Here is an 18,039-nt window from a genome sequence, read left to right on the forward strand (position 1 = left end):
GCCGAAGACCCGAAGGGCGCAGCCGGCAATCCGGCGGGAGCGGCCAGAGACCCGGCGGGCGCGGCCGCAGGCCCGGCTGGCGCAGCCGGAGACCCGGCGGGGAGCGCCGGGGGCCCGGCGGGCGCAGCCGCGGTCCCAGCGGGCGCAGCCGAAAACCCGACGGGAGCAGCCGCAGACCCGACGGGGAGCGCCGGGGGCCCGGCGGCCGCAGCCGCAGATCCGGCGGGCGCGGATCGTGGATCCGCCGTGGGGGGTCCGGCCGGGTTCCGGTCGGCCTCGGTTGCAGAAGGGTCCGGGAAGACGGGGGCAGCCGGGACGGCGGGGGTGGCGTGGGCCGGTCGTACGGCCGCGGGGGCCGTCGGGGGTCCGGCGGCGGGGAGCGGCACGTATGCGGGGGCGGGGGTGGAGGCGGGGGCCGGGGGGTGGTCCCGGAGGATCCGCCGGTGCAGTTCCCACAGCCGGCGGCCGGGTTCCGTGCCGAGCTCCTCCACCAGGCGTTTGCGGGTCTGGGCGTAGCAGCGCAACGCCTCGCCGCCGTCGCCGGCCGCGTACAGGGCGCGCATGAGGGCCTCCGCCAGGGGCTCCGTGAGCGGGTACTCGCCGAGCAGGTCCGTCAACTGGCCGACGACGGCGGCCGGGTCACCGCCGTGGATCTCGATGTCCGCGAGCCGTATGGCGGCGTCCACGCGCTGCCGTCGCCAGGTCTCGCGCATCCGGGCGGGCCAGGTCCCGGGCAGTCCCGCGAAGGGCTCGCCGCGCCACAGGGCGAGCGCCTCGCGCAGCTGCGCGGCACGGGTGCGGCCGGGCAGCGCGTCGTCGCGGGCGGTCGCGGCCAAGCGCTGGAAGCGGTGCAGGTCCACGCTGTCGGGGTCGAGGTCCAGCTGGTAGCCGCCGGCACGGCGCAGCACCGGTAATCGTCCCTCGCCGCTGTCGTCGAGGCGCTCCGCCAGCCGCCGGATGCGGGCGATGTGCGCGTACAGGGCGCGGCGGGCGCCCTCCGGCGGATCGACGCCCCAGACCCGGTCGACGAGCGCCTCCACCGGCACGGGCCGGCCGGCGTCCACGGCCAACGCGGCGAGCACCGCCCGGCGTTGGGGCGGCCCGAGATCGACCGGCGCCTCCCGCACCAGCACTTCCACCGGTCCCGACAGACACAACCGCAGCATTGGGCCCACCCCCGTCCGCCCCGGTTTCACAGTCTCCTCACATCCGTGGGCTGGGCGACAACCTTTCGGCAAAGAATCGGCCCATGCGCGCGACCCACCCTGGTCCGGGCGGTGCGGCGCCGGTTCGTCGGCGTGTCGCACCCGCCACCGCACCCCGGTCCGGCACCGGACGGGGGCTCACACGTGACCACGGGGGTAGACACGTGCACCGATCGGAGAGGGCGACCACGACCGTCCCGGCACCACCACGGACCGGGCCACCGGGGACGGCGTCCTCGGCCGGCCCCGACGGACCCTTGTCCGGTGCGGCCGGGCGCGGGGTTCTGGAGGGGGCCTTCGCGTTGCTGTACGCCATGGAGCAGGAGCAGGACGCCGGGGTGACCGCGCTGGCCGAGGTGTGCGGTCTGCCCAAGACGACCGCGTACCGGCTGCTCGACCAGTTGGCGGAGCTGGGCGCCGTGGAACGCAGTGCGGGCCGTTACCGCATCGGGCCGGGCATGTTCCGGCTGGGCCAGGGCTGGCAGCCGCACCCGGGGCTGCGGCCGGCCGCCCGGCGGCCGCTGCGGCGGCTGACGGCCGTCACCGGGGCGACGGTGGCCCTTGCCGTGCTGCACCGGGGGCAGACGCTGCTCCTGGACTGGACGGCGCCCGCGGACGCGCCGTGCGCGCTGCCCGAGGACCGGCCGGTCTGGCCCTGGTACACGGCGGCCGGCAAGGTCCTGGCCGCCTGGACCCGCCCCGGCCAGGCACCCGGCCCGCTGCCCCGGGCCTGGCCGCAGGAGGCCGCGCGGATCCGCGAGACCGGGGCCGCCTACGACCGCGAGGAGGTGCTGGAAGGCGTGTGCTGCGCCGCCGTCCCGGTGACCGCGCCGAACGGCGTCCCGGTGGCGGCGCTGTGCCTGCTGACCGGTCCCGGCCACCACCTGGAGCGCCTCGCCGACACGGCACGCCGCGCGGCGTCGGCCGTCACGGCCGGACTCGGACGCCGCTGACCTGGGCCGTCGCCCGCTCGTTCCGCTCAGCGGCACAGCGGGCGACAGAACTCGGCCCGCTCCGCAGTCTGGGTCGGGCACCGCGGACCGGCTCCGTGGCCCCGCCACCGCTCAGGGAGGACACCCATGACGTCGCCGCCGCAACGCCCCGCGCCCGGTGACGAACTGGCCCTGCTGAAGGCCGAGTTCGAGACCGCGGCCAAGAGCGGTTCCGACGTGTGGCGCTCGGCGCCGGGCGGCGCGGTGTGCGTGGCCGGCCCCGAGGCGGCCCGGGCGGTGCTGGGCAACCGGCACGGCGTCGTCGCGGAGACCTCCGACTTCTACCACCACCGGCACGGCGTCTTCGGGCCGCGCTCGGCACAGATCACGATCGGCCGCGCCGCCCGGTCTCTGCTGCAGCGTCACGTCCAGGCCCGGCGGGACGACTTGCCGGGTCTGGTCGCCCGGCGGCTGGCGCCGCGCAGCGAGTGGCCGGACGCCGGGAACCTGCTGGTCCTGGAGCACCTGCGCGATGTGCTGCTGCACCCGGACGCCCCGCCCCGCCTGCACCGGACGGTGGAGGCGATCGTCGCCCGCGCGGTGGTGGCGGGCGCCGGAGAGCGCCGCTCCGCCCCGTCCCGGCTGCTGTTCCGGCGCCGTGCGCTGCACGCCCTGCGCACCGAGGTACGGGCACGGCAGCGCGCGGGCCGGCCGCTCGACCACCCGGCGGGCCTGCGCGACCTCCTCGACGTCGTCGTCGGCGGGAGCGGCCCGGCCGCAGATCCGGACGAACTCGTCGAGGTCTACCTCTCCTTCCTGTTCGCCACGGCCGGCTCGGTCGGGTTCGCGCTCGGCTGGTCGGTCCTGCTGCTGGGCACACACCCGGACCGGGCGGCGGCGGACCCTGGCCGGACCGTCCGCGAGGCGCTGCGGCTGTGGCCGGTGGCGTGGCTGTTCGCCCGCACCCCGAGCCGCGCGCTGGAGCTGGGCGGCGTGCCGGTCACGCCCCGGGACCGGCTGGTGGTCTGCAGCTATCTGGTGCACCGGCACCCCGGGCACTGGGAGCGGCCCGACGAGTTCGTCCCGGAGCGCTGGGCCGAGGGCACGCCCGACGGGGCGTACCTGCCGTTCGGCCTCGGTCCGCACACCTGTGCCGGCGCGACCGTCACCGTGCGGCTGCTGGAGGACCTGGTGGGCCTCCTCACCCGTGACTGGCGCGTGTCGGTCACCCCTGACGGCGGCGGGCCCCAGGTGGGTCCGGCGCTGGCTCCGCCGCGGTTCACCGCGGTGCTGAGCCGTCCCGACGGCTGTCCCGAGAGGAGGTGAACCAGCATGCGCGCGCTGTACCTCAAGACGAAGTCGGTGCTCAACGTCCGACGCACGTACGGGCAGTTCTGGTACCTGTACCACCACATCTGACCGGCCCGCGCGGGGAGGCGACAGCCGGTCGGCTCCCCGCGCTCCCACGAGGGGAACGCTCACGATGACCACCCCGCAGCACCCCGAGGACTTCCTGAGTTCCATGCGGTTGCGCAGCGCTCGGGAGGACCGGATCTTCTGGGTCGACGACCAGCGGCTCGGGGTCTTCGAGCCGGAGGCGGCCCGCCGGGTCAGCGCCCTCAACTGGCAGCGGTACGTGATGCACGACCGGCTGGTCGACATGGTGCGCAGGCGGCGCAGCCCCGAGATGCGGTGGAGCCGGATCCGCTCCGCCTGGATGACCCGGCTGCACGCGCTCGCGACGGCGGAGCAGCACGGCCTGCTGATCGAGCGCATGGAGCGGGTGCTGGACGCGCGGACCGGGCAGGACACCGACCTGACCATGCTGATGCAGGACATGACGCTGCGGTCGCTGCTGCCCCTCGCGCTCGGCGGCCTCACCGACGGCGAGGCGGACCTGGTCCGCCGGGACCTGGAGATGAAGCTGGCGCGGCTGGTGTCGCCCGCGCCGGGCGGCGTCCTGCACCACCTGCGGCACGTCGCCGTCCAGGTGCGGGCCGGACTCGTGGTCCGCCGGGTCCTGCGGCAGCGGGCCCGGGGCGTGCGCGGGCGCGAGCCGGACCTCGCCGACCCCTTCGTGGACCTGCTGCCGGAACTCGGCATGGACCGCGCGCTGGACGTGGTGACCACCGTCCTCACCGCCATCGGCGGGCCGCCCGGCACCGCCGCCGCGAGCGTGCTGTTCGAGTTCGTCCGGCAGCCGGCGTGGCGGCGCCGGCTCGAGGCCGAGCTGAGCGCGGTGGACCCGGTGGAGTTCCGTACGGCACCCACCAGGGCGGCCCCGGTCACCCACCGGTTCGTGAAGGAGGTGCTGCGGATGTGGAGCCCGCCGCTGCTGCTGGTGCGCCGCTCCACGTTCGCGTTCGACCTGGGGACGACCCGGCTGGAGCCGGGGCAGTGGTACCTGCTGAGTCCGCACCTGATCCACCGCGACGAGCGGGTGTGGAAACAGCCCGACGTCTTCGACCCGGACCGCTTCCTGCCGGGCGCGCCGCACGGCCCGGCGGACCGGAGCTGTTACGTGCCGTTCGGCTGGGCGCCGAAGAAGTGCATCGGCGCGAACATCGCCGTCGTCCAGCTGATGGCCCTGTGCCACCTGCTGTGCACCCGATACCGGCTGACCGTGGCGGATCCGGAGGCGGTCACGATGGCCCTGCGGTTCGCGCCGGTGCCGGAGAACTTCCGGGGGCGGCTGACGCTGCGGTGAGCAGCGCCCCCCGAAGGGGCGCTGGGGGTACCGCCGGCCGAAGGCCGGGGGAGGAACTGCGCGACCAGCCACGACGCACCCGCAGTCGGCACACGGCCTGTCGCGGCGCCACCCGCGGAGCGCCTAGCCGGGAAGCGGGCCGGGGCGCACGGTGAGGTCGTTGATCTCCGCGTCCCGCGGCAGGTCCAGGGCGGTCAGGACCGCGGTCGCCACCGATTCCGGGTCGATCCAGCGCGCCGGGTCGTACTCCTTGCCCTCCTGCTGGTGCACCTTCGCCTGCATGGGGCTCGCCGTGCGGCCAGGGTAGACGGAGGTGACGCGGACGCCGTTGCCGTTTTCCTCGGCGCGGAGGGAGTCGGCGAGGGCCTTCAGGCCGTGCTTGGAGGCCGCGTACGCCGACCAGCCCGCGTGCGCGTTGAGGCCCGCGCCGGAGTTCACGAAGAGCACGTGGCCACGGGCGGCGCGGAGCTGGGGCAGGAAGTGCCGGGTCAGCTCGGCCGGTGCGATCAGGTTGACGTTGAGCTGGTGGCGCCAGGACTTCGGGGTCAGCTCGCCGACCTCGCCCAGGTCGACGACGCCGGCGATGTGCAGCAGCGAGTCCACCCGGTCCGGGAGGGTCTGGTGGGAGAAGGCCCAGGAGAGCTTGTCCGGGTCCGCCAGGTCCCCGACCAGGGTGCGGGCGCCGGGGAACCGGGCGGCCAGCTCCTTCGCGCGGCCCGCGTCGCGTGCGTGCAGTACGACGTCGTCCCCGCGCGCGTGCAGGCGGCGGGCCACGGCGGCGCCGATGCCGGAACCGGCGCCGGTGATCACATGAGTTGCCATGGGGGCCATGCTCGCATCAGCCGGCGGCGTGGGCCGCCTCCAGGTACGCGAGCGCCTCGGCCGGTTCCTCGGCGAAGAACATCAGCTCCGCCAGCGGGCGGGGCAGGAAGCCCTCCGCCTCCATGCGGTGGAACTGCTGCTTCAGGCCGTCGTAGAAGCCGGCGGTGTTGAGCAGGACGACGGGCTTGCCGGTGCGGCCGTGCTTCTTCAGCTCCAGGATCTCGGTGGCCTCGTCGAGGGTGCCGGTGCCGCCGACCATGATGACCACGGCGTCGGCCTTCTCCAGGAGCAGTCGCTTGCGCTCGGCGAGGTCGGCCGCGACGACCATCTCGTCGGCACCGGGGCGGGCCTTGTTGGCGAGGAACTCGACGGAGATGCCGATCAGCTTGCCGCCGGCTTCCTGGACGCCGTCGGCGACGACTTTCATGAGGCCGACGTTGGAGCCTCCCCAGACCAGCGAGTGGCCGCCTTTGCCGATCAGTTTTCCGAAGTCGCGGGCGGGCCGGGTGTAGCGGTCGTCCAGGTCGGCGGCGGAGAGGAAGACGCAGATTCGCATGAGGTCAGGGTAGGGCCGGTGGCTCGGCGGGTGCGGGTGCACGGGGGCTGGTCGCGCAGTTCCGCCCCCAGCCTTCGGCCGGAGGTAACCCCCAGCGCTCCTAAAAGCAGGGCGCTCGCGCACCCGGCGGGAACAAGTGGGCGTCCCTCGGCGTCACCCTTACATGGCCTCAGGACACACGATCACCATCGAGAACAGTGACCAGCACGTGCGCGTGACGCACGGGGACCTCGTCCTCGCCGAGAGCGACCGGTCTCTCGTCCTGCGGGAGACCGGGTCGCCCGTGCGTTACTACATCCCCGCCGAGGACGTCCGCCTGGACCTCCTCACGCCCTCCGAGACGCACACCGTCTGCCCCTTCAAGGGGACCGCCTCCTACTGGTCCCTGCCGGACGCGCCGGACCTGGTCTGGGCGTACCCGGAGCCGAAGCCGGACGTCGCCCGGATCAAGGACCACCTCTGCTTCTACGAGGTCGACGTCACCGGCTGACGGCGCACCGTCGAGGCGATCGTCGCCGAGCCGACGACGCGGGTGTCGTCGTACAGCACGATCGCCTGGCCGGGGGCGACACCGCGGACCGGCTCGGTGAACGTGACGTGCAGTTCGCCGCCGGCCAGCTCGGCGCTCACCTCGGTCTCGCCGCCGTGGGCGCGGAGCTGGGCGGTGTAGACACCGGGGGCGGTGGGGGCGGTGCCGCACCAGCGGGGCTTGATCGCGGTGAGCCCGGTGACGTCGAGGGCGTCGGCCGGGCCGACCGTCACCGTGTTGTTCACCGGCGAGATGTCGAGGACGTAGCGGGGCTTGCCGTCGGCGGCGGGGTGGCCGATGCGCAGGCCCTTGCGCTGGCCGATGGTGAAGCCGTACGCGCCCTCGTGGGTGCCGACCTTGGTGCCGGACTCGTCGACGATGTCGCCCTCGGCCTTGCCGAGCCGCTTCGCGAGGAAGCCCTGGGTGTCGCCGTCGGCGATGAAGCAGATGTCGTGCGAGTCGGGCTTCTTCGCGACCGCAAGGCCACGGCGCTCGGCCTCGGCGCGGATCTCGTCCTTGGTGGTGAGGGTGTCGCCGAGCGGGAAGAGGGCGTGGGCGAGCTGCCGCTCGTCGAGGACGCCGAGCACGTACGACTGGTCCTTCGCCATGTCGGAGGCGCGGTGCAGCTCCCGGGAGCCGTCGGGGAGCGTCACGATCTTCGCGTAGTGGCCGGTGCAGACGGCGTCGAAGCCGAGGGCGAGGGCCTTGTCCAGCAGGGCCGCGAACTTGATCTTCTCGTTGCAGCGCAGGCAGGGGTTGGGGGTGCGGCCGGCCTCGTACTCGGCGACGAAGTCCTCCACGACGTCCTCGCGGAAGCGGTCGGCGAGGTCCCAGACGTAGAACGGGATGCCGATGACGTCGGCGGCTCGGCGGGCGTCGCGGGAGTCCTCGATGGTGCAACAGCCCCGGGCGCCCGTGCGGAAGGATTGCGGGTTCGCGGAGAGCGCGAGGTGGACGCCGGTCACGTCGTGGCCGGCCTCGGCGGCGCGGGCGGCGGCGACGGCGGAGTCCACGCCGCCGGACATGGCGGCGAGGACGCGGAGGGGGCGGGGGCGCTGCGGGGTGTCAGTCATAGCCCCTCCAGGGTACGGGGGCGCGGGAACCGGGGCCCGCGAGTATCCGTTGGGGATCACATGGGGGCGAGGACGGGTGACGGTGACCGCAGGCTCGGGCGGCGGGCGCTGCTGGTGGGCGGTGCGGCGGCCGCCGCGGGCACGGTGGCGCTGACCAGGGACGAGCTGGCGCGGCTGTACTGGCGGCTGCCGGGGGTGCGCAAGGCGCGGGTGGCGGGCGCGGTGGATTTCACGGGGGCGCGCTGGGTGGCGGCGTCCCCGGCGAACTACCGGACGGCGGACCGGCCGTCCGACTACCCGGTCGACCGGGTGGTCGTCCACGTCACCCAGGGCGGCTACACGAGCGCGGTGAAGGCCTTCCAGGATCCGGCGCACCAGGCGGCGGCGCACTACATCGTGCGCAAGGACGGGCGGATCACCCAGCTGGTCCGCGAGCTGGACGTGGCGTTCCACGCGGGGAACAGGTCGTACAACGAGCGCAGTGTCGGGATCGAGCACGAGGGGTTCGTGGACCGCCCGGAGGACTTCACGGACGCGATGTACGCGGCCTCGGCGCGGCTGACGGCCGCGATATGCCGGCGGTACGGCATGGCCGTGGACCGCGAGCACGTGATCGGGCATGCGGAGGTGCCGGGGACGGATCACACCGACCCGGGGGAACACTGGGACTGGGATCGCTACATGGGGCTTGTTCGGCGCGTCGGACGGGCCTGACACCCGGCTCCGCCTGTGACTCAATCGTTATCCTGTGCCCGTACTGCACGCTGCCTGTGTCCGTTGCGTCCCGCACCCGGGGCGCCAGCTGCGGATGCTCAACTCTGTTTTTATTGAAGGGAGTTCAGCATTATCAGCATCCACGGCCGCCTCACAGTCGGGCAGGTTCGCTCCTAACTTCACCTCAGATTTCACACAGTCCCCAGGTCAAACATCCGTGGCCATGACCCACACCACAGATCCCGCCCCCGGGGCGGACAGGAACGACGAGCAGGCCACCGGCGGCAGGCGCCGGCGTGCCAAGGGCGCGAAGCCCGCCGAGGCGGGGCACGTGAAGGCGGAGCGCATCACAGACGCCGACCACTCCAAGGAGGGAACGGCCAGGCGCGGCAAGGGAGTTCACCGGCGGAAGTTCCTCGGCGGCATGGCCGGCGTCGGTTTGGGCGCCGTCGCCGCGGCCGGTTCCACCTTCGCCCTGCTGACCGACGCGCAGGGCAACAAGGCCGGCGCGGCGACCAACACCGCGACCCTGACCGTCCCCGACCTCCTGGAGGGCACCACCTCCGACAGCACCACCACCTTCACCCTGGAGGCGAAGACCGGCACCGCCGAGGTGCTCAGCGGCGTCACCAGCACCACCGCCGGCTACAACCAGTCGTTCCTCGGCCCCACCATGAAGTGGACCAAGGGCAACGTCAACGTCCTCAACATCACCAACAGCCTGGGCGAGGACACCACGGTCCACTTCCACGGGGCGCACGTCCCGGCCAAGATGGACGGCGGCCCCCAGGTCGCGTTCTCCGACGGGGACACCTGGTCGCCGACCTTCACGGTCAAGGACGAGCCCATGACGCTCTGGTACCACCCGCACGCGCTGGGCACCACGGCGAAGCAGGCGGTGCACGGCCTGGCCGGCATGATCATCGTCGACGACAGCGACAACACCACCAGCGCCGAACTGCCCACCACCTACGGCACCGACGACATCCCGCTGATCTTCCAGTGCCTCGCGGTGGACGCCGACGGCGACATCAAGTACGACCTGACCGGCTACCTCAGCAGCGGCCTGAGCTACCCGCTGCTGGTCAACGGCACCAACGTCGACGACACCACCCTCACCTTCACCGCGACCAAGACCAGGACCCGGTTCCGGCTGCTCAACGCCTCGCCGTCGGACATCATCACCATCCTGCGCAGCGACGGCGGCACGATGACCCAGATCGCCACCGACCAGGGCTACCTGGCCGAGGCCGCGGACGTGACCACGATCCGGCTGGTGGCGGGCGCCCGCGCCGAGATGGTGATGGACATGTCGGACGACGTCACCCTCCAGGCGGTCGTCACCACCGGCTGGGTGCGCGGCGGCAGCGGCACGTACGACTTCCTGACCGTCACCGCGAGCGGCACCGACACCCCGTCCGACCTGCCCAGCTCGCTGCGGACCATCGACCGGTACGACACCGGCGACTTCACCGCGCGCACCATCACCCTCGGCCAGTCCGGTACGACGATGCTGATCAACGGCTCGGCGGGCACGAGCATGTCCTCCATGGCCATGATCAGCACCACGCTGGGGTCCAAGGAGATCTGGACGATCAAGAACAGCACGCAGCTGGAGCACTCGTTCCATCTGCACGACGTGCCATACCAGCTGATCTCCGTCAACGGCGAGGATCCGACCGGGGTCGAACTCGGCTGGTACGACACCTACGAGGTGGTCGGCGGCGGCTCGATCGAGATCGCCATGGAGTTCACCGACTTCTCCGACGACACGTACATGTACATGCTCCACTGCCATCTGCTGCAGCACGAGGACGAGGGGATGATGGCGTCCCTCATGGTCACGGACAGCTAACCGCCCCCGGGCCTCCTGAGCAGGCTGCCGCCGGCAGTGGAAGTGCCGGCGGCAGCCGTTCGCGAGGTTCCGGTCACCGGCGGCTCCCCCGGAACACATCGGAAGATTCCGCGTGTTGCCGAGGCGTCCGCACGGTCCCGCCGGAGCGGGCGGTGCGGACCGCTCTCAGCTCAGCCCGGCCGCCCTGGCCCGCTCCACCGCCGGGCCGATCGCCTTCGCGACCGCCTCGACGTCGGCCTGGGTGGAGGTGTGGCCGAGCGAGAAGCGCAGGGTGCCGCGGGCCAGGTCCGGGTCGGTGCCGGTGGCCAGCAGGACGTGGCTCGGCTGGGCCACCCCGGCGGTGCACGCGGAGCCCGTCGAGCACTCGATGCCCTGGGCGTCGAGCAGCAGGAGCAGCGAGTCGCCCTCGCAGCCGGGGAAGGTGAAGTGCGCGTTGGCGGGGAGCCGGTCCACGGGGTCGCCGCCGAGGATCGCGTTCGGCACGGCCGAACGGACGGCGTCGATCAGCGCGTCGCGCAGGGCGCCGATCTCCCGGGCGAACCACTCGCGGCGCTCGGCGGCGAGCCGCGCCGCCACCGCGAACGAGGCGGTCGCCGGCACGTCGAGGGTGCCGGAGCGGACGTGCCGCTCCTGGCCGCCGCCGTGCAGGACCGGTACGGGGGTGTACTCGCGGCCGAGGAGCAGGGCGCCGATGCCGTACGGGCCGCCGACCTTGTGGCCGGAGACGGTCATCGCGGCGAGGCCGCAGGAACCGAAGTCCACCGGGACCTGGCCGAAGGCCTGGACCGCGTCGGCGTGCAGCGGGATGCCGAACTCGTTGGACACGGCGGCGAGTTCACGGATCGGCAGGACCGTGCCGATCTCGTTGTTGGCCCACATGACGGTGGCGAGGGCCACGTCGTCGGGATTGCGTTCGATCGCCTCGCGCAACGCCTCGGGGTGGACCCGGCCGTAGGTGTCGACGGGGAGGTACTCCACCGTCGCGCCCTCGTGTTCGCCGAGCCAGTGGACGGCGTCCAGGACCGCGTGGTGTTCGACGGGGCTGGCGAGGACCCGGGTGCGGGCCGGGTCGGCATCGCGGCGGGACCAGTAGAGGCCCTTGACCGCGAGGTTGTCGGCCTCGGTGCCGCCGGAGGTGAGGACGACCTCGCTGGGGCGGGCGCCGAGCGCTTCCGCGAGGGTCTCCCTGGATTCCTCGACCGTGCGGCGGGCCTTGCGGCCGGAGGCGTGCAGGGAGGACGCGTTGCCGGTGACGCCGAGCTGCGCGGTGAGAGCCGCGACTGCCTCCGGGAGCATCGGGGTCGTGGCGGCGTGGTCGAGGTAGGCCATGGTGGGGTCGATTCTACGGGGGGCGGGGTGAGGGGCGCCCAGCCGCCGTAGGGGGCGATCACCGTTTGCGGGTACCGGTACGTCGTGGCTGGTCGCGCACTCCCCCGCGCCCCTGAAGGGGCGCTCCTGTGAACGGCGCTTCGGAGTTCACGTCTACAGGCTCCAGGAGACCGTGTGCGACGCCGCCATGGCGATGGCCAGGACCGCCAGGTCCGCCACGCCCAGGGCCAGGCCCAGGTACGCGCGGCCCTTGCGCTGCGTGCCGCGCCACAGGGAGACCAGGGCCAGGATGATCGCGACCGGGCCCAGGAACAGGTTCAGGACCAGGAGGCCGAGGAGGCCCAGGATGAAGGAGGCGACGGCCATGCCGTCGGCGTCGCGGGTGCGGGTCTGGGGACGCGGGGTGGCCGGGGCGGTGAGTTGCATCATGCTCAGCTCCTCAAGCGAGCGGGTACGGAAGGTCAGTTGGTCGGGGTGTGGCGGCGGCGGGCGAGGCGCTCGCGGACTGCGAAGCCGGCCAGCCAGACGACGATCACGGCGGCGAGGCCTGCGGTGACGTCGAGCGGCGCGTGGGCCACGGTGCCCAGCACCACGCCGAGCAGCATGAGTGCGGCGACGAGGAACAGCATGGGGTCGATCCCCCTCCGTTACATTTGGGTGAACGGTTGTAGTAACAGTTGTTCACTGACTTCGAGTCTAGCAACTCGCACGGCTTTCCAATTCCGGAGAACAGTTGTTAACTGGATGACATGAGTCACACCCTCGGCATCCGACAGGCCCAGAAGCAGAAGACCCGCCAGGCCTTCCTGGACGCTGCGCTCGCCCTGCTGGAGGAGCAGAGCCTGAGCAGCCTGGGGCTGCGCGAGGTCACCCGGGCCGTGGGCGTCGCCCCGACCGCCTTCTACCGGCACTTCCGCTCCACCGCCGACCTCGGCGTCGCCCTCGTCGACGAGGCGCTGGGCAGCCTGCACCCGATGGTCCGCACGACGGTCGGCACGCCCGGCGCGGAGCGCATCACCCGGGCGGTGCAGCTGATCGCCGACCATGTGGCCGCGCACCCGGCGCACGTCCGGTTCATCGCCCGGGAGCGGCACGGCGGCGTGCAGCCGGTACGGAAGGCGATCCGGGACCAACTCGCCCGGTTCGCCACGGAGGTCAAGACGGAGTTGGCCAAGGACCCCGAGGCCGAGGGGTGGAACGACGACGACCTGCTGATGCTCGCCCACCTCTACGTGGACCAGATGCTCATCACGGCCTCGCTGTTCCTGGAGACCCTGGAGTCCCCGGAGCCCTCGGAGGCCGAGCGGGAGCGCGTCGCCCGGATCGCCACCCGCCAGATGCGGCTGATCAGCCTCGGCCGGCAGCACTGGCTGGACCAGGAGCCGTGACGCACGGGGGCGGCGCGTCCGTCCGCCGGACGCGCCGCCCCTGTCGTACGACCTCTGCGGTCAGCTCTTCGTCGCCTGCGCGCTCGGCGCGCCGCTGGGGGCCGCGCCGCCGGCCCCGGGACCACCCTGGCCACCGCCGCAGCCACCGCCCATGCCGCCGCCGGGGCCGCCGCCCTGACCGCCGCCGCCCGGCGCGCCGCTCGGCATGCCGGTGGGGGTGCCGGTCGGCTTGACGGTGCCGGTGGGAGCGCCCGAGGGGGCGCCGCTCGGGCGGCCCGACGCATTGCCGGTCGGCATCCCGGACGCCTGCTGACAGGACTGGTTCTGGCCGGAGTTGCCACTGCCGGAGGAGGACGAGTCGCTCGAACCGCACGCGGTCAGCAGCAGCGGGGACACGGCGAGCAGGGCGACAGCGGGGACGAGGCGTACGCGCTTCATGAGAGACAACTCCGTAAAGGATGAGGGAGTCCTGAGGCGCAGCACTCAACCAACGGCGTTTAGGGCGTTCTTGGGGCCGCCCTGTCCCCAGCCTGTGATTCGGGTAATGGGAAGCCCAAGAAACCGCTCCGACCTGCGCCTCCCTGGACGATCACCACCTGCTCGCCGGTACAAGTCCGTGACAGAACACGGTCGTTGCGAGGTCAGCCGAGACGGACCCGGGCCAACTGGCGGGACTGCGCCACCAGGCGGCCCTCGGTGTCCCAGACCTCGGCGTCCTCCTCCAGGAAGCCGCCGGCCAGGTTGCGGGTGGTGACGGAGACGCGCAGCGGGCCCGGGGCGGGGCGGTGGCGGACGTGGACGGTGAGCTCGACCGTGGGGACCCAGCCCTTGAGGCCGATCTCGAACGCGGTCGGCGGCAGCGCGTCCACCGCCAGGAGGAGGGAGAGCGGGTCGGCGTCACGGCCGTCCGCGAGGCCGAACCAGGATCGCATCTCGCCCCTGCCGGAGGGGGCGCCGAGGGCCCAGCCGAGGGTGGCCGGGTCCAGCTTGAGCATCAGGCGCTCGGTGATGGCGGAGCTGCCCTCGACCGTGGCCGGACCGTCCTCGGGGCCGAAGCAGTGCTCCATGGGCGGGAAGGCGGGCGGGGTCGCCGTCGTACGCACGTCGTCGGGGAGGGTGGTGAGGTCGCCGTAGGAGGCGAGCACGCGGATGCGTTCGACCTCGTTGCCCTCCTCGTCGTACTGGAAGAGCGAGGCCTGGCCGGTGGAGAGGGTGCGGCCGGTGCGGACGGTGTCCGTGCGGATCACGGCCGGGCCCGGCTGAGACGCGGTCAGGTAGTGCGCCGAGACGGTGAACGGGTCCGGGTGCGGCAGCGTGTCCGCGAGGGCCCGGCCGAGCACGGCAAGCAGGTAGCCCCCGTTGACGGCGCTGATGATGGTCCAGCCGGCCGAGAGGTCGATGTCGTAGACGCCGGGAGCGCGCCGGGTGACCGCGGTGTCGCGGTCGAACTCGCTGTCACCGATCACGGCCCGCGTGGATGCTGCTTCTGGCATGCCTGAACAGTACAAGAAGTAATTACTAAGCGGTAGCTTTTGCGATCCACGCACCAGCCGGCCGGCAGCGGCCCGGCCGGTAAGGGATCCCTCCGCCGAGTGAGGTTCCGGCAATTTCTAGGTAAGTGTCCGGACACGTCCGTAACCCGGAGCCCGCAATTCCCCTCTATGGGGACATGAGCCTCACCGGGACTCCGTTCCTCTACACGTCCATCGTCCTGTCGGTGGTCGCCCTCATACTGCCGCTCTTCCTGTGGTCGAGGATGCGGGGACCCAAGGCCGTGCGTACCGCGGCCCGGGGCCTGATGCTGCTGTTCGCCCAGGCCACGGCGGTGACGCTGATCTTCGTGCTGGTCAACAACGAGAACAACCTGTACGACAACTGGGCCGACCTCCTCGGTACCGGCAACCACGTCCAGCAGGCCGCAAACCTCGGCCAGGACGGTACCGGCGGCATAGCGCTGAAGACGCTGCCCAAGGTGCGGCAGTCCTTCGCCGCGGCCAGCGGACCGGGCATGCGCGGAGTGCGGGTCACCCAGCTCAAGGGCCGCATCTCCGGGGTGAACGCCGAGGTCTACGTGTGGCTGCCGCCCCAGTACGACGAGCCGAAGTACCGGAACCACAAGTTCCCGGTCGTGGAGCTGCTGCCGGGCTACCCCGGCTCGGCCAAGGCCTGGTTCGGCTCGATGAAGGTGACCCAGCAGCTGGAGCCGCTGATGAGGAGCGGCAGGGTCGCGCCCTTCATCCTGGTCGCGCCGCGCACCAACCTGCTGGCCGGCGTGGACACCGGCTGCGCCAACATCCCGGGCACGGTCAACGCCGACAGCTGGCTGAGCATCGACGTCCCGAAGATGGTGACCGACAACTTCCGGGCCGCCCCCGCCCCGGCGAACTGGGCCACCGCCGGCTACTCGGCCGGCGCGCACTGCGCGGTCAAGCTGGCCGTCGCCCACCCGGACCGCTACCGGGCCGCGGTCAGCCTCTCCGGCTACAACGACCCGATCGGCGAACGCAACTCGCTCGCCGCGCAGAGCGTGCCCCTGCGCGAGCAGAACAACCCCTACCTGCTGCTGAGGAAGGCGGTCAGCCCGCCCCGGATCGCCCTCTACCTCTCCGGCGAGTCCGGTGACGGCTACCAGGCCGGGGTGGCGCTCGAACAGATCGCCAAGGCGCCGACCACCGTGCACGTGGTGTACCTGCCGCGCAGCGACGGCGGCCACAACATGGCGCTGTGGCGACCCCAGGTGACGACCGTGTTCGAGTGGCTCACGGTGAACATGGGCCAGAGCCACGTCAGGGGCCGCTCCACTACTCCTCTCGAACCGTCGAGCGCCGGTTCCACGCACGCGGCGCTCGCCAGTGGAACCGCATCGCGAGCAGGCGCAGTACGAAAGCGGTGACGACCGCGAGCCCGCTGGTGAACGGGTTCAGCGCGTCGTAGCGGATGCACAGCACCACCGTCGTCGCCCCGACGATCGCCGGGACCGCGTACAGGTCGCGGTCCCAGCGCAGCAGCGAGGGAACCTCGTTGGCGAGCACGTCCCGGAGCACGCCACCGCCGACCGCGGTGGCGAGCCCGAGGGCGGCGGAGGCGGTGAGGTTGAGACCGTAGGAGTAGGCCTTCGTGGTGCCGCTGACGGCGAACAGGCCGAGGCCGGCCGCGTCGAAGACCAGGACCGCCGACTGGATCCGCTCGACGTGCGGGTGCAGGAAGAACACCACCAGGGCGGCGATGAGCGGGGTGATGAAGTACCCGAGGTCCGTGAAGGCGGCCGGGGGGACGGCTCCGATGATCACGTCCCGGAAGATCCCTCCGCCCAGCGCGGTGACCTCGGCCATCACTCCGATGCCGAAGACGTCGAAGTTCTTGCGGACGGCCAGCAGCGCGCCGGAGATGGCGAACACGAAGATGCCGATGACGTCGAGCGTGTGCTGGACGGAGGGTGAGAAGAGTTGCTGGAGCTGCACCCTGACATTGTGACCCGTCAGGGTGCACGCACCTTACAAACCCAGGTCTACAGGGCGGGTTTCCCTGTGGTGAACAGCCAGGTCTGGAAGAGGTCGTCCAGCTGCTGCCCGCTGACCTTCTCCGCGAGGCGGATGAAGTCGGCGGTGTCGGCGTTGCCGTAGCGGTGCAGCTTCGTCCAGGCCGGGAGCAGCTTGAAGAACGCCGTGTCGCCGATGCGTTCGCGGAGCATCTGGAGGGTCATCGCGCCGCGCTGGTAGACGGCCGAGGCGAACATGGTGTCGCGCTGCGGGTCGGCGACGACGGTCTGCCAGAAGGGGTTTTCGGCGGCCCGCGAGTTGTAGGCGGCGAGGAACGAGTCGTGCGCGGACCGGGTGCCCTGGTGCTCCGCCCACAGCCACTGGGCGTACGTGGCGAAGCCCTCGTTGAGCCAGACGTCCTTCCACTGCGCCACGCTCACCGAGTCCCCGAACCACTGGTGGGCCAGCTCGTGCACGATCGTCGTCTCGCTGCGCACCGCCGAGTAGGCCGGCTTGCTCTGCACCTCCAGCGAGAACCCGGCCTCGGGCATGTCGTCGACGATGGCTCCGGTCTCCTCGAAGGGATACGGCCCGAAGAGCTGCGACCAGTAGTCGGTGGCGGCCGCGGTGACGGCGTACACGTCGACGCTGTTGCTGTTCGCGAGGACCGGGTCGATGGCGACGTAGATCGGGATGCCGGAGGGGGTCTTCCCGGTCCGCACGTCGAACTTCCCGATGGTGGCGGTGGCCAGGTAGGTCGCCATCGGCTTGGACTCGCGCCAGTGCGTGTACGTCGAGCCGCCCTTGTCGTACGTCGAGACCAGCCGGCCGTTGGAGACCCCGGTCAGGCCTTCGGGGGCCTTGATCCGGATGTCGTAGGTGGCCTTGTCGGAAGGGTGGTCGCTGGACGGGAACCAGGTGGAGGCCGCGTTGGGCTCACAGGCGACGAAGACACCGTCGGGGGTCTTCATCCAGCCGTAGTCGGAGCCGAAGACGATGGGCCCGTTGAGGGGTTCGGGGATCCCGCCGTAGGTGACGGAGACCGTGAAGTCACGGCCCTTGCGGAGCGCGTCCCGCGGGGTGACGGTGATCTCGTCGCCGGTGCGTGTGAACCCGGCTCGCCGGCCGTTCACTTCGACCTTCGTGACCTCCAGCTTCTGGAGGTCGAGGTCGAAGGCGGAGAGGTTCTGGGTGGCCCGGGCGGTGAGGGTGGTACGGCCGTCCAGGCGGCCGGTGTCCGGAGCGTAGGCGACGTCGAGATCGTAGTGGCGGGCGTCGAAACCGCCGTTGCCGAGCTGGGGGAAGTAGGGGTCGCCGATGCCGTCGGCGCCCGGGGTGGGGGCGGGGGCGGCGGCTATCACGAAGGAGGCGGCCGCCGCGGTTGCGACGGCCGCCAGACGTGCCGAACGGGAGAGGCGCATGAGTCGTCCCTTTCGAGCGTGCCGGTCAG

Annotated in this window: 19 protein-coding genes and 1 pseudogene; 9 read left to right on the plus strand and 11 right to left on the minus strand. The window is 72.2% G+C overall.

The genetic code is table 11. From position 1 onward, the window contains the following. On the minus strand, positions 1-1,166 hold a 1,166-nt coding region (locus tag JF597_RS20885; protein WP_293996840.1), incomplete at its 3' end, for an AfsR/SARP family transcriptional regulator. Between the two features lie 296 nt (positions 1,167-1,462). Here JF597_RS20885 and JF597_RS20890 point away from each other — a divergent pair. The 3 genes from JF597_RS20890 (at position 1,463) to JF597_RS20900 (ending at position 4,844) form a co-directional block, all read left to right on the plus strand. After that, positions 1,463-2,158, plus strand: coding sequence for a helix-turn-helix domain-containing protein (locus JF597_RS20890; protein ID WP_293996842.1), 696 nt, complete (start codon positions 1,463-1,465; stop codon positions 2,156-2,158). A 126-nt stretch (positions 2,159-2,284) separates the two neighbouring features. Continuing rightward, complete coding sequence (locus tag JF597_RS20895; protein ID WP_293996844.1) at positions 2,285-3,463, plus strand: cytochrome P450; 1,179 nt, start codon at positions 2,285-2,287, stop codon at positions 3,461-3,463. A 157-nt stretch (positions 3,464-3,620) separates the two neighbouring features. After that, positions 3,621-4,844, plus strand: a complete 1,224-nt coding sequence (locus tag JF597_RS20900; protein ID WP_293996846.1) for a cytochrome P450 — start codon at positions 3,621-3,623, stop codon at positions 4,842-4,844. A 123-nt stretch (positions 4,845-4,967) separates the two neighbouring features. Here the strand turns inward: JF597_RS20900 and JF597_RS20905 are convergent, their stop codons facing one another. Beyond that, positions 4,968-5,666: an SDR family oxidoreductase gene (locus tag JF597_RS20905; protein WP_293996848.1), complete on the minus strand. Its 699-nt coding sequence runs from the start codon at positions 5,664-5,666 to the stop codon at positions 4,968-4,970. 16 nt (positions 5,667-5,682) lie between these two features. Then, positions 5,683-6,222, minus strand: coding sequence for a TIGR00730 family Rossman fold protein (locus JF597_RS20910; RefSeq protein WP_293996850.1), 540 nt, complete (start codon positions 6,220-6,222; stop codon positions 5,683-5,685). 163 nt (positions 6,223-6,385) lie between these two features. On the opposite strand from JF597_RS20910, the gene JF597_RS20915 reads away from it, so the two are divergent. Then, positions 6,386-6,712, plus strand: a complete 327-nt coding sequence (locus tag JF597_RS20915) for a DUF427 domain-containing protein (RefSeq protein WP_293996852.1) — start codon at positions 6,386-6,388, stop codon at positions 6,710-6,712. Here JF597_RS20915 and mnmA read toward each other — a convergent pair. Next, positions 6,688-7,824, minus strand: a complete 1,137-nt coding sequence (mnmA, locus tag JF597_RS20920) for a tRNA 2-thiouridine(34) synthase MnmA (protein WP_293996854.1) — start codon at positions 7,822-7,824, stop codon at positions 6,688-6,690. The genes JF597_RS20915 and mnmA overlap by 25 nt on opposite strands. A gap of 60 nt (positions 7,825-7,884) precedes the next feature. Here mnmA and JF597_RS20925 point away from each other — a divergent pair, with 60 nt between their 5' ends. Together JF597_RS20925 and JF597_RS20930 are read left to right on the plus strand one after the other, a co-directional pair. Continuing rightward, positions 7,885-8,538: an N-acetylmuramoyl-L-alanine amidase gene (locus JF597_RS20925; RefSeq protein ID WP_293996856.1), complete on the plus strand. Its 654-nt coding sequence runs from the start codon at positions 7,885-7,887 to the stop codon at positions 8,536-8,538. A gap of 223 nt (positions 8,539-8,761) precedes the next feature. Next, positions 8,762-10,393 carry a multicopper oxidase domain-containing protein gene (locus JF597_RS20930; RefSeq protein WP_293996858.1) on the plus strand — a complete coding sequence of 544 codons (1,632 nt, stop codon included), beginning with the start codon at positions 8,762-8,764 and terminating at the stop codon, positions 10,391-10,393. 165 nt (positions 10,394-10,558) lie between these two features. Here the strand turns inward: JF597_RS20930 and JF597_RS20935 are convergent, their stop codons facing one another. The 3 genes from JF597_RS20935 to JF597_RS20945 all read right to left on the minus strand — a co-directional run bounded on the left by JF597_RS20935 (position 10,559) and on the right by JF597_RS20945 (position 12,351). Continuing rightward, entirely contained in the window at positions 10,559-11,722 is a 1,164-nt protein-coding gene (locus JF597_RS20935; RefSeq protein ID WP_293996860.1) for a cysteine desulfurase family protein, read from the minus strand. A gap of 153 nt (positions 11,723-11,875) precedes the next feature. Continuing rightward, positions 11,876-12,148 carry a DUF4190 domain-containing protein gene (locus JF597_RS20940; protein ID WP_293996964.1) on the minus strand — a complete coding sequence of 91 codons (273 nt, stop codon included), beginning with the start codon at positions 12,146-12,148 and terminating at the stop codon, positions 11,876-11,878. Positions 12,149-12,183: 35 nt separating this feature from the next. Then, on the minus strand, positions 12,184-12,351 hold the full coding sequence (locus JF597_RS20945) for a hypothetical protein (protein ID WP_293996862.1): 168 nt from the start codon (positions 12,349-12,351) through the stop codon (positions 12,184-12,186). Between the two features lie 120 nt (positions 12,352-12,471). Here JF597_RS20945 and JF597_RS20950 point away from each other — a divergent pair, with 120 nt between their 5' ends. After that, on the plus strand, positions 12,472-13,110 hold the full coding sequence (locus tag JF597_RS20950; RefSeq protein ID WP_293996864.1) for a TetR family transcriptional regulator: 639 nt from the start codon (positions 12,472-12,474) through the stop codon (positions 13,108-13,110). A gap of 60 nt (positions 13,111-13,170) precedes the next feature. Here the strand turns inward: JF597_RS20950 and JF597_RS20955 are convergent, their stop codons facing one another. Further along, on the minus strand, positions 13,171-13,548 hold the full coding sequence (locus JF597_RS20955) for a hypothetical protein (protein WP_293996866.1): 378 nt from the start codon (positions 13,546-13,548) through the stop codon (positions 13,171-13,173). Positions 13,549-13,751: 203 nt separating this feature from the next. Continuing rightward, on the minus strand, positions 13,752-14,603 hold the full coding sequence (locus JF597_RS20960; protein ID WP_293996868.1) for a thioesterase family protein: 852 nt from the start codon (positions 14,601-14,603) through the stop codon (positions 13,752-13,754). Between the two features lie 498 nt (positions 14,604-15,101). On the opposite strand from JF597_RS20960, the pseudogene JF597_RS55620 reads away from it, so the two are divergent. Next, positions 15,102-15,167: pseudogene (locus tag JF597_RS55620) on the plus strand (hypothetical protein); the annotation flags it as partial. 14 nt (positions 15,168-15,181) lie between these two features. Then, positions 15,182-16,003, plus strand: coding sequence for an alpha/beta hydrolase-fold protein (locus JF597_RS20965; RefSeq protein ID WP_366916433.1), 822 nt, complete (start codon positions 15,182-15,184; stop codon positions 16,001-16,003). Here JF597_RS20965 and JF597_RS20970 read toward each other — a convergent pair. After that, positions 15,912-16,571, minus strand: coding sequence for a trimeric intracellular cation channel family protein (locus tag JF597_RS20970; protein WP_293996872.1), 660 nt, complete (start codon positions 16,569-16,571; stop codon positions 15,912-15,914). The genes JF597_RS20965 and JF597_RS20970 overlap by 92 nt on opposite strands. Positions 16,572-16,618: 47 nt before the next feature. Continuing rightward, positions 16,619-18,010 carry a M1 family metallopeptidase gene (locus tag JF597_RS20975; protein WP_293996874.1) on the minus strand — a complete coding sequence of 464 codons (1,392 nt, stop codon included), beginning with the start codon at positions 18,008-18,010 and terminating at the stop codon, positions 16,619-16,621. Positions 18,011-18,039 lie beyond the last annotated feature (29 nt).

Origin of the sequence: Streptomyces sp., from assembly GCF_019510245.1 — a bacterium.
Classification (GTDB): domain Bacteria; phylum Actinomycetota; class Actinomycetes; order Streptomycetales; family Streptomycetaceae; genus Streptomyces.